Source organism: Rhizobium sp. 62_C5_N11_2, assembly GCF_051811185.1.
GTDB lineage: Bacteria > Pseudomonadota > Alphaproteobacteria > Rhizobiales > Rhizobiaceae > Rhizobium > Rhizobium leguminosarum.
Map to the genome: position 1 here is coordinate 1,334,454 of NZ_JBPWPW010000001.1, position 12,880 is coordinate 1,347,333.

Genomic DNA, 12,880 nt, shown 5'->3' on the forward strand with positions numbered 1-12,880 from the left:
AGCACCGCGCGTCTTTTCAGACGCGCAAAGAACGCTGTAAAACTTAGATGCAGTAAATTCCGCGCCAGACTCTTGGCGGGCGCGACAATTCCTCTATTTCAATCCTGTTAGCAAAAATATGAGCAGGCCGGCTCCGGAGGCGGACGGAATGGCCGCAGGCCGCGCACGGGAGGAGTGTGCGCGCCATTACCGGAGGAAAATAGATGCCCGCCAGCACCATCAAACTGCATGTCAGCCACACCTATAGGGTGCCGCCCGCCGTTGTCTACGACGCCTGGCTCAACCCCGAAATCGCCCGCCGCTTCCTGTTTGCGACCGATGACGGTCACGTCATCCGCGCCGATATCGATCCGCATGTCGGCGGCCGTTTCTTCGTCGTCGACCGCCGCCCGACCGGCGACGCCTTCCACCAGGGCGTCTTTTTGGAACTGAAGCGCCCGCAGCGCATGGTCTTCAGCTTTTCCGTCGAGGAACACGACCACAACTGCGACCGTGTCGAAATCAACATCGAGCCTCTTGGCGGCGGCAGTCGTCTGACGCTGACCCACGAAATGTGCGCCGAATGGGCCGAACACGAGGAAAAGACCCGGCAAGGCTGGGCGCATGTGGTCGAAGGGCTTGGCAGGGAACTGGAGCAGCAGCAGTTCAAGGCGACGGGTTGAGCGGTATGCTGAAATCTCGAAGGAAGCGGGTCGCACCTTCCTCGTCGATCTCGCCTGCGGCTACCTCTAGTACAAATACAATGACCTGCGCGTTATCGGCATTGATGACATAGCGGTTGATGTAGAGAAACGTAAACGCCGCGAGATAGCCGGTACGCTTGTTTCCATCCGCGAATGGGTGGTTTCTAACAATGGCATAGAGATAGGCTGCGGCGAGTACGAAGATGTCGGTCTCGCCGTATGCAGCCTTGTTAAGCGGGCGCGCTAAGGTTTCCAATGCATTGGCATCCCGCAGGCCAGGCAGACCGCCATGCTCATCGTGCATATTCAATCGCTTGGCGGCTCAGCCACTGAAGCCGTATCATTTCCCGAGTTCACGGAGTGCCACCCGATATTTTTCCATACCGATGCGGGCCGCCCGCATTTGCTCGGCAAGATCCGCCGATTCCGGTACAAGCTGAATATTACCCTCGATCTCTCGCAGTTCGAGGCTGTCGCCGCTGCTCAGGCCCAACCGCTGCAGCACCTCTTTAGGGATGATAATACCCTCGGAATTGCCGATCTTGCGGATTGTGACGTTCATCGTTTTATCCTCTGTGATAGCGGCGTTATAACATGAGGCCGAGCAGGCGAGACCGTCCTAGCCTGCCATTTGAACGATGCTTTTCCTCCGCACCATCCAGACGGAATGGGCTGCGATCGCCGCCACCAGGATGCCGCCGCCGACCAGTGTCATGGTCGTCGGCGTTTCCGCAAAGATCAGCCAGACCCAGATCGGTGCGAGAACGGTTTCGAGCAGGTAGAACATGCCGACCTCAGGCGCAGAGAGGTAACGCGGCCCGGTCGCCAGGCACCAGAAGGCAAGCGGCATCATCACCGCGCCGTTGAAGAGGATCCAGGCGGGATGCTCGATCGAAAAACCGCCGGCTGGCATGACCGAGATCAGGCCGACCGCCGCCGGCAGCACCGTCGAAAGCAGGGAGACGAAGCCCATCTCCCGGCGCGAGGCGCGGCTGACGGTGATGGCGGCGGCAATGATGAAGGCGGTCAGCAGCGCCATGATGTCGCCGAAGAGATGGCCGCCCGAAAGCCCGTCCCGCACGATCAGACCGACGCCGAAGATCATCGCTGCCATGGCGATCAGCGTAGCTAGCGCCGGCCGCTCCTTGAGGAAAATCCAGGAAAGCAGCGCGGCGAACATCGGATTGAAGGCGACGATGAAAACGACATTGGCCGTCGACGTGTTGAAAACGGCAAGAAGGAAGACCACCGTCGTCAGCCCGTAGAGCAGGCCGGTGACGAGGCCCGGCCACCCCGGCACGAGCACTGGCCATCGCCCCTTGGCGATCCTGAGCACTGTGGCTACCAGAAGCGTCACGCCAAGGGTCGCGATGCTTCTCGCGGCAAGGATCGACCACAGCTCGCCGTCGGCGAGCCGCATGAGCGGGATATCCACGGAAAGCGCCAGCCCGCCGATCGCCGTCAGCAGCAGGCCCTTCCGATGGTCGGAAAGAGCGGTGGGGAACATTCAGTCGTGGGTGCTCTCGGGCATGGACGAGGGATCGAAGCGTTCCCAGCCGCGCGGGGTCAGATGCTCCTGCGGCTGGAAGCGCGTCTTGTAGTCCATTTTCCGCGACCCTTGAACCCAGTAGCCGAGGTAGACATGCGGCAGTCCCAGCGCTTTTGTGCGCCTGACATGGTCGAGAATCATGAAAGTGCCGAGCGAACGCCGTTCAAGCGCCGGATTGAAATAGGAATAGACCATCGACAGCCCGTCGCTCATCGTGTCGGTAAGGGCGGCAGCCAGCAACTCGCCCTTTGGTCGCTGCTCCAGTCCGGAGCCTTCCTCGCGCCGGCGATATTCGATGATTCTCGTATTCACATGCGTGTCTTCCACCATGATTGCATAGTCGAGCACGGTCATGTCGGACATGCCGCCCTGCTGGTGGCGAAAATCGAGATAGCGTCGGAAGAGCGAATATTGTTCGCTGGAAGGTTGGGCTGCGAATTCGGTGGCGATGACGTCGGAATTGGCGCCAAGCACCCGCTTCATCGATTTCGTCGGCTCGAACTCCTGGGCGAGAATTCGCACGGAAACGCAGGCGCGACAGGATTCGCAGGCCGGGCGATAAGCGATGTTCTGCGAGCGGCGGAAACCGCCCTGCGTCAGGATGTCGTTCATCTCGGCGGCGCGCGGGCCGACCAGATGGGTGAACACCTTTCGCTCCATCTCATGCGGCAGGTACGGACACGCAGCCGGAGCCGTCAGATAAAACTGCGGTGATGGCGTCGTCTGCGTATTCATTTGTCGCGGAAATTTCCTTGTCGAGACCGTGCCGTTTCCTGACAGCATGACCTAAGAATAAAAAACGTCAACAGCGGGGCGTTTTTCGCCCTTCATATCAGTCTTCTAATTTTAAATATGGAGCGCTGGCGCCCGTCCGCAAAGAGAAGGCGGAGACTTTATTTCGTCTCCGCCCCGGGATCGCATTTAGGGTTTCAGCCAAGGTATCAGGCTGTGCGCACCGTCGCCGTGCCGACCAGCAGGTCGTGGACGAGACGGCTGCGCTCGATAAACAGGCCGGCAAGCAGGATGAGCGGCGTCAGCACCGAGTTGAGGATCCAGAACAGCGCCAGATGCACGATCGCCGTCATGAAATCCATCGGCCGTCCATCGATGCGCACGATCGCGATACCCATCGCGCGCATGCCGAGCGAGGCCTGGCTCGGCCCGCCCACAGTCAGGCCGAAGTAAATGCCGGCGACGATGACGAAGAGGGCAGGGTAGAGAAAGAAGCCGAGCCCCAGCGTGACGATCGACAGGAAGAACAGCACGATCGCCGCGGGAATGCAGAGCAGCGCCACGATGACATAGTCGAGAATGAAGGCGAAGACCCGGCGGCTCAACACGCCGCTATAGGCGCGCCAGTCCTCCGGGGCGGCATAAAGCGGATTGGGGTTGTAGCTCATCTCAATCTCCTCAGGAAAAGCGATGCCGCTGATATGGTATCGGCAGGGCAAAATGCAATAATCTGCCCCAGATGCGAATGGTTTTAGGCCGGATCGGCCCAAAACCATCCGCATCTAAATTAAAGAAATGGAGCATGATGTCGTCCGAAAACCGCGGACCCTTTTCGGCATCATGCACTACAACGCCGCGCGTCTTTTGAGATGCGCGAAGGACGCTGTAGCACTTTGAATCGCTGCATAATTTTATCCTTAAATCGATTCCGATTTAAGGAATTATGCAGTCACCGCTTTGCGAGAATTTTCGCCACTTCGACCGCGAAATAGGTGAGGACACCGTCGCATCCCGCCCGCTTGAACGACAGCAGCGTTTCGAGCATTGCCCGCTCGCCATCGATCCAGCCGTTCATCGCCGCCGCCTTGATCTGCGTATATTCGCCGGAAACCTGGTAAGCGAAGGTCGGCAGGCCGAAGGCCTCCTTCATCCGCCAGCAGATATCGAGATAGGGCAGGCCGGGCTTGACCATCAGCATGTCGGCGCCTTCTTCGACGTCGAGGGCCGCGTCGCGGATTGCCTCGGTGCCGTTGGCGGGGTCGATATAATAGGTCTTCTTGTCGCCATTCAGCAGCCCGCCCGTCGAGATCGCCTCGCGATAGGGACCGTAGAAGGCGGAGGCGAATTTCGTCGCATAGCTCATGATGCCGACGCTCTGGTGGCCGGCCGCATCGAGCGCCATGCGGATCGCGCCGATGCGCCCGTCCATCATCTCCGACGGCGCAATGATGTCGGCGCCGGCATCCGCCTGCATGACGGCGGCGCGTGCGACCTGGTCAACGGTCTCGTCGTTGACGATCTCGCCGCCCCTGAGAATGCCGTCATGGCCGTGGCTGGTGAAGGGATCGAGCGCGACGTCGGTAATGACGCCGATCTCAGGCACCGCCTTCTTGATCGCCGCCGTCGTCTGATTGATCAGATTGTTGGCCTCGAGGCTGTTCGAGCCGGTCTCGTCGCGCAGTTCCATTTCGATATTCGGAAAGGTGGCAAGGGCCGGAATGCCGAGGCCGGCCGCTTCCCGCGCGGCTTCGACGGCCTTGTCGATGCTCATGCGGTTGACGCCCGGCATGGCCGGGATCGGATCGATGATGCCGGAACCCGGCACGATGAAGATCGGCCAGATCAGGTCGTCGACCGTCAGCCGATTCTCTTGCACCAGCCGGCGTGTCCAATCCGCCTTGCGGTTGCGCCGCATGCGGCGATGACCGGTGATGTCGTCGACGAGATGCGTCCTGTCCTGCATGATATCTGTCCTTGGCCCATTCCATTTATCGGAGCGCTCATTATCATGGCGCCTGGAAAATCCAAACCGGACGATTGGCCGCGGCGGAAAAACCTCTGGCGCATAACCCGAAAATCGGAATGGATTTTCGGGTTATGCGCCAACTCAATGTTATAGAGCGTCCCTGGCGCGTCTTGTCAGACGCGCGGACGCCCTTGTGAAGATGCAACCCCAAACCGATGTCTGCGCTATGGAAACCGAATCCCCGACGATACCGAAACGCACACTGGCGGATATCCTCTTCATTCTCTTCCTGAGGCTGGTTGCCGTATCCTGCTTCTGGTTCGGCCTGCAATATTGGGCGATGCTCGTCGGCTATTCGCTGGTCGGCGCCGGCCGCTTCGATCTTTTGAGCCTGCCGTGGAAGGTGGCGAGCACCAGCCTCGCCGTGCTCTTCCCCGTCGCCTCCCTCGGCCTCTGGCTCACTGTCTCCTGGGGACCGGTCATCTGGGTGCTGGCCGCCGGCGGGCAGATCCTCATGTATGGCCTGCTGCCGGATATTTTCGGCCCCAACCAGCTGATCATCCTGCTGCATCTCATGGTCGCCGTCGTCTACTGGATTTTCCGCCTGCTGCTGTGGCTGGAAAAGCGCCGGCACCGCCGCCAGGTAAGTGTTGATTTACCCTGAGACAACGTGGGGTTAGCGGTAAGGCTCCGTTAAGCCTGCGGTTTAAGTCGAATTTTATATGTATTCGATAGGGTCTCACTCAAGGCGGGAAGAAAACACACCGCCAAACAAACAGTGAGGCAGTCAATATGAACACGAAAATTAAGCCGCAGGCGGTATCGAACTTCCGTGACCAGCAGGACCACGACATCCGTGATCTTTACATGGAATCCCTTCACCTCGTTGAACGTCTGCACCGTCGTCTTCTCGACGTCATCAAGGACGAATTCGACCGTCAGGGTCGCAGCGACGTCAACGCCATCCAGGCGCTGCTCCTTTTCAACATCGGCAACTCAGAGCTGACCGCCGGCGAGCTGCGTTCGCGTGGCTACTATCTCGGCTCCAACGTCTCCTACAACGTCAAGAAGCTGGTCGATCTCGGTTTCATCAACCACCAGCGCTCGCGCATCGACCGCCGCTCGGTCCGCATCAGCCTGACCGAAACCGGCCAGGACATCGCCGAAACGGTGGCCAAGCTCTACGAACGCCACATCGCCTCGATCGACAAGGTCGGCGGCATCGGCACCGACGAGTTCACGCAGATGAACAAACTGCTCCAGCGTCTGGACCGTTTCTGGAACGACCAGATCCTGTACCGTCTCTAAGACTCCTGACCTCCTTCAGGGTTGCAGAAAATCGGACGTGTTCCCTGCACGTCCGATTTGCCGTTTGATCCGCGTGGCATCTTTGCAACGCATGGCAGGCAAGCGCAAAGCCCGGTATTCAAGCCGTTTTTTAGCCGTTATTAACCGGCACGCTTTACCCCGTCATATGGTTCGTTGTGTCGTGTTTCCGGTAGCCGGCAGTCCTTCTACCCACCCGGCAACACGAATTGGCCATATTGGTGTGGCAGCGGAAGGCTTAACAACCGGCGCTTTCAATGGACCGATCAGGAATGCTGGCTGTCGCATCGCAATCTTGTGATGGGGCAAGCGGAATTTTTTGATGCGCCGGGACAACGAATGGACTGGGATCTGCGTTAAAGCGCAGTGATATCGCAAAGAGCCGCGGCATCTCTTTATCGCCGCAGTCAGTGGTTGGGACTATGTCGAAGAAAAACGGAATTGAAGCTCTCTCGCGCCGCGCTTTCCTTGCGTCCGCGGCAACGGTTGGCGCCAGCGCGATTGCTGCGCCGGCATTCGCGCAATCGGCGCTCGATACGCTGATCAATGCGCCGCGCCGCGGCAACTGGGACGACCAGTTTGACGCCAAGGCGGCTTCGCGCACGGCGACCGCCATGGTTTCCAACACGCCGATCCTCGGCCCGCAGTCGGTTGCGAGCGCGCAGCAGGCGATCATGCAGTATCAGCAGATCGCCGCAGCCGGCGGCTGGCCTGAGGTCAATCCCGGTGACCAGCGCCTGCAGCTCGGCGTCAGCTCTCCTTCCGTCCAGGCGCTGCGCCAGCGGCTTGCGATCACCGGCGATCTGCCGCGCGAAGCCGGCATGTCCAACGCCTTCGATTCCTATGTGGATGGCGCCGTCAAGCGCTTCCAGGCCCGCCACGGTCTGCCGTCCGATGGCGTGCTCGGCGAATTCACGCTGAAGGCGATGAACATTCCTGCCGATGTCCGCCTGCAGCAGCTGAACACCAATCTGATCCGCCTGCAGACCTTCCCCGAAGACATGGGCCGCCGTCACCTGATGGTCAACATCCCGGCCGCTTATGTCGAGGCTGTCGAAGACGGCAGTGTCGCGACGCGCCACACCGCGGTTGTCGGCCGCTTGAGCCGCCCGACGCATCTCGTCAATTCGAAGATTTACGAGGTCATCCTCAATCCTTACTGGACGGCGCCGCGCTCGATCGTCGAAAAAGACATCATGCCGCTGATGCGCAAGGATCCGACCTATCTCGAAAAGAACGCCATTCGTCTGATCGACGGCAAGGGCAATGAAGTCGCCCCCGAAACCGTCGATTGGAACGGCGAGGCGCCAAACCTGATGTTCCGTCAGGACCCCGGCAAGATCAACGCCATGGCTTCGACGAAGATCAACTTCTACAACAAGAACGGCGAGTATATGCACGACACGCCGCAGCAGGGCCTGTTCAACAAGCTGATGCGCTTTGAATCGTCGGGCTGCGTCCGCGTTCAGAACGTCCGCGACCTGACGAACTGGCTGTTGCGCGAGACCCCCGGCTGGAGCCGCCAGCAGATGGAGCAGGTGATCGCAACCGGTGTCAACACGCCGATCAAGCTCGCTGCCGAAGTTCCTGTCTATTTCGTCTACATCTCTGCCTGGGGCATGCCCGACGGCATCGTCCAGTTCCGCGACGACATCTATCAGATGGACGGCAATGCCGAGCTCGCGCTCGACACCACGGCGGGCATGGAACAGCCGGTCCAGTAAGCGGCGACCTTTGCATCGTGATTTGAGAACCGCGCTTTCGGGCGCGGTTTTTTTATGTCCGAGGAGACGCTCCTCGATGTGGTCGCCAAGGATCGGCGCGGTGCGACCACAAAAGAGCGAGAGCGCGCGCTTTGCTCAGCAAATGTCGTTCTTCGTATTGCCCTCGCCACGGCGGAAGGCTAATACCTCAGCGCATTCCAGTTGAGGAGCCCGCCCATGACCAATGCTTCCACCGAATCCTTCTTCAATCGCTCGCTTGCGGACGTCGATCCGGACATTTTCGGCGCGATCGGAAAGGAACTCGGTCGCCAACGGCACGAGATCGAACTGATCGCTTCTGAGAACATCGTCTCCCGCGCCGTGCTGGAAGCCCAGGGCTCCATCATGACCAACAAATATGCCGAGGGTTATCCCGGCAAGCGTTATTACGGCGGCTGCCAGTTCGTCGATATCGCCGAGGAACTGGCGATCGAGCGCGCCAAGAAGCTGTTCGGCGTCAATTTCGCCAACGTCCAGCCGAATTCCGGTTCGCAGATGAACCAGGCGGTGTTCCTGGCGCTGCTGCAGCCGGGTGACACCTTCATGGGTCTCGACCTGAATTCGGGCGGCCACCTCACGCATGGTTCGCCAGTCAACATGTCCGGCAAATGGTTCAACGTCGTCTCCTACGGCGTGCGCGAAGGGGACAACCTGCTCGACATGGATGAAGTCGCCCGCAAGGCCGAGGAAACCAAGCCGAAGCTCATCATCGCCGGCGGCACTGCCTATTCCCGCATCTGGGACTGGAAGCGTTTCCGCGAGATCGCCGATTCGGTTGGCGCCTACCTCATGGTCGACATGGCGCATATTGCCGGCCTTGTTGCCGGTGGCGTTCATCCGTCGCCATTCCCGCATTGCCATGTCGCGACGACGACGACCCACAAGTCGCTGCGCGGCCCGCGCGGCGGTGTCATCCTCACCAATGACGAGGATCTGGCCAAGAAGTTCAATTCGGCCGTCTTCCCCGGTCTTCAGGGTGGCCCGCTGATGCACATCATCGCCGCCAAGGCTGTGGCCTTCGGCGAGGCGCTGCAGCCTGAATTCAAGGATTATGCCGCCCAGGTCGTCAAGAACGCCAAGGCGCTGGCCGAAACGCTGATATCGGGTGGCCTTGACGTCGTCTCCGGCGGCACCGACAACCACCTGATGCTGGTCGACCTTCGCAAGAAGAACGCCACCGGCAAGCGCGCCGAGGCAGCGCTTGGCCGCGCTTACGTCACCTGCAACAAGAACGGCATTCCCTTCGATCCGGAAAAGCCCTTCGTCACCTCGGGCGTGCGCCTCGGCGCACCGGCCGGCACGACCCGCGGCTTCAAGGAAGCTGAATTCCGCGAGATCGGCAATCTCATCGTCGAGGTCCTCGACGGGCTGAAGGTCGCCAATTCCGATGAAGGCAACGCTGCCGTCGAAGCCGCTGTGCGCGGCAAGGTGGTCAACCTCACCGACCGCTTCCCCATGTACGGCTACATGGGATAAGGAGTAGGGATGCGCTGCCCCTATTGCGGTTCGGAAGATACCCAGGTCAAGGATTCGCGCCCGGCGGAGGACAACACGTCCATCCGCCGGCGGCGTATCTGTCCCGATTGCGGCGGCCGCTTCACCACGTTCGAACGTGTGCAGCTGCGCGAGCTGATGGTCATCAAGAAGACCGGCCGCAAAGTGCCATTCGACCGCGACAAGCTGGTGCGCTCCTTCGAGGTGGCGTTGCGCAAACGCCCGGTCGAGCGGGACCGCATAGAGCGCGCCGTCTCCGGTATCGTCCGCCGGCTTGAAAGCTCCGGCGAGACCGAGATCTCCTCCGAGCAGATCGGCCTGCAGGTGCTGGAAGCCATGAAGAGCCTCGATGATGTCGGCTTCGTGCGCTACGCCTCGGTCTATCGGGATTTCTCGCTTGCCGAGGATTTCGAGAAGGTTATTTCCGAAATCAACGCCAAGATCGCCCGCGACCCGCTGGACAGGTGAGCCATGAGCATCACGCCGCATGACGAACGTTTCATGGCGGCGGCGATCCGTCTGTCGCGCTGGCATCTCGGCCGCACCGCCATCAACCCTTCCGTCGGCTGTCTGATCGTCAAGGACGGCGTTATCGTCGGCCGTGCCGTGACCGCCCTCGGCGGCCGCCCGCATGCCGAGACGCAGGCGCTCTCTGAAGCCGGCGCGCTGGCCCGCGGCGCTACCGCCTATGTGACGCTCGAACCCTGCTCGCATCACGGCAAGACGCCGCCCTGCGCCGAGGCGCTGATCGCCTATGGTGTTGCCCGCGTCGTCGTCAGCGTCACCGATCCCGATCCGCGGGTCTCCGGCCGCGGCATCGCCATGCTGCGCGAAGCCGGCATAGAGGTGGATGCCGGCGTGCTGGAGGCTGTGGGTCGGCAGTCGCTTGCCGCCTATCTCACCCGCCAGACGAAGAACCGGCCCTATGTGACTCTCAAACTTGCCGTTTCCGCCGATGGCATGATCGGCCGCCAGGGGGCAGGGCAGGTGGCGATAACCGGCCCGGAGGCCCGCGCCCAGGTGCAGGCGCTGCGCGCCGAAACCGATGCCATCCTGGTCGGCATCGGTACCGCGATTGCGGATGATCCGTCGCTGACTGTGCGTTCGCCAGGCCCTGAATCACAATCGCCGATCCGCATCATCCTCGATCCTTCCCTGGCATTGCCGCTGACCAGCAAGCTCGTCGGGACGGCGCGGGAAGTGCCGGTCATTGTGGTGGCGAGTGAGGAAGGATCATTGCCGCAGGCAGCGGGGGATATCGCATCCACAGAGATGGACACCCGCCGCGCAGCCCTCGAGGCCGCCGGCGTCGAGGTCGTCCATTGCAATCCCTATCATCCGGAAGTCCTGCTGCCGGCACTCGCGACGCGCGGTATTTCCTCGCTTCTGGTCGAGGGCGGTGCAAAGACGGCGCGGCTTTTCCTCGAGGCTGGCCTCGTCGACCGCATCCAGCTTTATCAGGCGCCTGTTGTGATCGGCGAGGGTGGTATTGAATCCCCGCTTGATGCAACCGACATACCATCGGGTTTTGCCCATACGGGCACGCTGATGTTCGGCAGCGATCGCCTGGACGAATACGAAAGAGGGCTTTGATGTTCACCGGAATAGTCACCGATGTCGGCACAGTCGAATCCGTTTCCCCGCTGAAGGAAGGTATCCGGCTGCGGGTCGCGACCGCCTATGATCCCTTAACCATCGATATGGGCGCCTCGATCTCTCACGCCGGCATCTGCCTGACTGTCACCGGACTTCCGACCGAAGGCAGCAACGGCCGCTGGTTCGAGGTCGAGGCCTGGGAAGAGGCGCTGCGGCTGACGACGATCGGCACCTGGCAGGAGGGCAGCCGCATCAATCTCGAACGGTCGCTGAAGATCGGGGATGAACTCGGCGGCCACATCGTTTCCGGCCATGTCGACGGCAAGGCGGAAATCCTCGCGGTGACAGCAGAGGGCGACGCCACGCGCTACCGCCTGCGCGCGCCCGAACATCTGGCGAAATTCGTCGCCCCCAAGGGGTCGATTGCACTCGACGGTACTTCGTTGACGGTCAATGCCGTCGACGGCACGGATTTCGACGTGCTGCTCATCCGGCACACGCTTGAGGTCACCACCTGGGGCGAGCGCAAGGCCGGCGATTTCGTCAATTTCGAAGTCGACACCATGGCGCGTTATGCCGCCCGGCTGGCTGAGTTCCCCAGCACATAACCGTCGAAAATCGGAATCGACGCCCGACGCTCTAACGCGAAAATTGGATGATATCGCCGTTGTACTGGGTGCGCGCCGTCTCGCGGAAGCCGAGCTTGGCTGCGACCCGCAGCGAGGCCTGGTTCTCGGGGCTGATGATGCAGCTCATCGGTTTACCCGGGAAATGCGTTTCCGCCCAGTCGATCAAGACGGTCAGCGCCTCGGTGGCATAACCGCGGCCGTGCGCCGAGGGCATCAGCGCCCAGCCGACCTCCATCGTCCCCTCGATCGAGGGTTCCATCTCGCGCCGGGCTTCCAGGAAGCCCGCTTCGCCGATGAACCGGCCGCTCCCCTTTTCGACGATCGCCAGAAAACCGAAGCCCATATGATGCCACATGCCGGCAACGCGTAGCATGCGGCTCCAGCTCTGCTCGCGTGTTGACGGCACGCCGGTGATGAAGCGCACGACATCCTCGTCCGCCCATAGTGCCGCGTGCGCGTCGAAATCGTCGAGGCGGTGAGGGCGAAGCGTCAGCCGCGCCGTTTCGAGGGTTGGAATGTCGGTCACATGGGGTCCTTGTGAAAAAAACACGTCCTCAGGCGCCGGGCTCGCCGTCCCAATAGTCGAGATCGCCTTCCGGTCGTCCGATATGACGGAAGCGCTTGGTTTCTGTATTGTCCCTGTTGGTCTTGGCCCAGTTCGTCTTGGCAAGGAACTTTCCGGAATCGGGATATTCGACGATCTCGGTCTTCGCCATCGTCGAAATGCCGAGATAGACGAGTGTGGCCGTGCCAGTATTGATGATCTGGTGCGCCGTTTCAGGCCCGCCGGCCGGCGCGCCGAGCACGTCGCCCGCCTTGATCACATGGCGCGCGTCGCCGAAGCGATATTCGCCAGAGCCCGCGATCACATAGAAGAGCTCGTCTTCGACATGGTGGTTGTGGAAGGGGCAGCCTGATTTGCCGGGAGGTACCTCGTTGTAGCTGACGCCGAGGCCGGCCAGGCCAAGAAGCGCCCCGAAAGAGGTGTCGGTGCTTTCATAGAGCTCGCCCTGTTTCCAGTGGTCGAGCTTGAGATCGGCGGTATTGATCACCGCCTTCGGTTCCGTTGCCATGACGTCCTCCTGTTTCAGCAAGAGAAGCCGTCATCCCCGGAAAATTCAATGCTTATCTCCGATATCCCC

At 60.9% G+C, this 12,880-nt stretch carries 16 protein-coding genes; 8 read left to right on the forward strand and 8 right to left on the reverse strand.

The window, feature by feature from the left end; all coding sequences use genetic code 11:
• Positions 1-203 precede the first annotated feature (203 nt).
• The gene (locus AB8B31_RS06760; RefSeq protein WP_018241505.1) at positions 204-662 is read left to right on the forward strand and encodes an SRPBCC family protein; all 459 of its coding nucleotides are present in this window, start codon (positions 204-206) and stop codon (positions 660-662) included.
• On the opposite strand, the gene AB8B31_RS06765 is transcribed toward AB8B31_RS06760, so the two are convergent.
• The 6 genes from AB8B31_RS06765 to hemB form a co-directional block, all read right to left on the reverse strand.
• Positions 646-987, reverse strand: a complete 342-nt coding sequence (locus tag AB8B31_RS06765) for a type II toxin-antitoxin system death-on-curing family toxin (RefSeq protein ID WP_245515193.1) — start codon at positions 985-987, stop codon at positions 646-648. The two genes, AB8B31_RS06760 and AB8B31_RS06765, sit on opposite strands and share 17 nt — an antisense overlap.
• Positions 988-1,023: 36 nt before the next feature.
• The gene (locus tag AB8B31_RS06770; RefSeq protein WP_018241507.1) at positions 1,024-1,245 is read right to left on the reverse strand and encodes an AbrB/MazE/SpoVT family DNA-binding domain-containing protein; all 222 of its coding nucleotides are present in this window, start codon (positions 1,243-1,245) and stop codon (positions 1,024-1,026) included.
• A gap of 57 nt (positions 1,246-1,302) precedes the next feature.
• Positions 1,303-2,190 (reverse strand): DMT family transporter, encoded by an 888-nt coding sequence (locus AB8B31_RS06775; protein ID WP_018241508.1) that lies wholly within the window; start codon positions 2,188-2,190, stop codon positions 1,303-1,305.
• Positions 2,191-2,967, reverse strand: coding sequence for an arginyltransferase (locus AB8B31_RS06780; RefSeq protein ID WP_018241509.1), 777 nt, complete (start codon positions 2,965-2,967; stop codon positions 2,191-2,193).
• 206 nt (positions 2,968-3,173) lie between these two features.
• Complete coding sequence (locus tag AB8B31_RS06785) at positions 3,174-3,632, reverse strand: RDD family protein (protein ID WP_018241510.1); 459 nt, start codon at positions 3,630-3,632, stop codon at positions 3,174-3,176.
• A 281-nt stretch (positions 3,633-3,913) separates the two neighbouring features.
• Entirely contained in the window at positions 3,914-4,927 is a 1,014-nt protein-coding gene (gene hemB / locus AB8B31_RS06790; RefSeq protein WP_131702351.1) for a porphobilinogen synthase, read from the reverse strand.
• A 229-nt stretch (positions 4,928-5,156) separates the two neighbouring features.
• Here hemB and AB8B31_RS06795 point away from each other — a divergent pair, with 229 nt between their 5' ends.
• The 7 genes from AB8B31_RS06795 to AB8B31_RS06825 all read left to right on the forward strand — a co-directional run bounded on the left by AB8B31_RS06795 (position 5,157) and on the right by AB8B31_RS06825 (position 11,717).
• On the forward strand, positions 5,157-5,594 hold the full coding sequence (locus tag AB8B31_RS06795; RefSeq protein ID WP_018447468.1) for a DUF6163 family protein: 438 nt from the start codon (positions 5,157-5,159) through the stop codon (positions 5,592-5,594).
• Positions 5,595-5,722: 128 nt separating this feature from the next.
• Complete coding sequence (gene ldtR, locus AB8B31_RS06800; RefSeq protein WP_018241512.1) at positions 5,723-6,238, forward strand: transcriptional regulator LdtR; 516 nt, start codon at positions 5,723-5,725, stop codon at positions 6,236-6,238.
• Positions 6,239-6,678: 440 nt separating this feature from the next.
• Positions 6,679-7,980 carry a L,D-transpeptidase family protein gene (locus AB8B31_RS06805; RefSeq protein ID WP_018241513.1) on the forward strand — a complete coding sequence of 434 codons (1,302 nt, stop codon included), beginning with the start codon at positions 6,679-6,681 and terminating at the stop codon, positions 7,978-7,980.
• A gap of 216 nt (positions 7,981-8,196) precedes the next feature.
• Positions 8,197-9,495 carry a serine hydroxymethyltransferase gene (glyA, locus tag AB8B31_RS06810; RefSeq protein ID WP_003547182.1) on the forward strand — a complete coding sequence of 433 codons (1,299 nt, stop codon included), beginning with the start codon at positions 8,197-8,199 and terminating at the stop codon, positions 9,493-9,495.
• Between the two features lie 9 nt (positions 9,496-9,504).
• A complete protein-coding gene (gene nrdR, locus AB8B31_RS06815; RefSeq protein WP_003547190.1) occupies positions 9,505-9,981 on the forward strand; it encodes a transcriptional regulator NrdR in 477 nt (158 codons plus the stop codon).
• A gap of 3 nt (positions 9,982-9,984) precedes the next feature.
• Positions 9,985-11,106, forward strand: a complete 1,122-nt coding sequence (ribD, locus tag AB8B31_RS06820; RefSeq protein WP_131702352.1) for a bifunctional diaminohydroxyphosphoribosylaminopyrimidine deaminase/5-amino-6-(5-phosphoribosylamino)uracil reductase RibD — start codon at positions 9,985-9,987, stop codon at positions 11,104-11,106.
• Positions 11,106-11,717 (forward strand): riboflavin synthase, encoded by a 612-nt coding sequence (locus AB8B31_RS06825; RefSeq protein ID WP_131702353.1) that lies wholly within the window; start codon positions 11,106-11,108, stop codon positions 11,715-11,717. Before ribD ends, AB8B31_RS06825 begins: the two co-directional genes overlap by 1 nt.
• Before the next feature lie 31 nt (positions 11,718-11,748).
• On the opposite strand, the gene AB8B31_RS06830 is transcribed toward AB8B31_RS06825, so the two are convergent.
• Complete coding sequence (locus tag AB8B31_RS06830) at positions 11,749-12,264, reverse strand: GNAT family N-acetyltransferase (protein ID WP_131702354.1); 516 nt, start codon at positions 12,262-12,264, stop codon at positions 11,749-11,751.
• A gap of 28 nt (positions 12,265-12,292) precedes the next feature.
• The gene (locus AB8B31_RS06835; RefSeq protein WP_131702355.1) at positions 12,293-12,811 is read right to left on the reverse strand and encodes a cupin domain-containing protein; all 519 of its coding nucleotides are present in this window, start codon (positions 12,809-12,811) and stop codon (positions 12,293-12,295) included.
• Between the last annotated feature and the right edge of the window lie 69 nt (positions 12,812-12,880).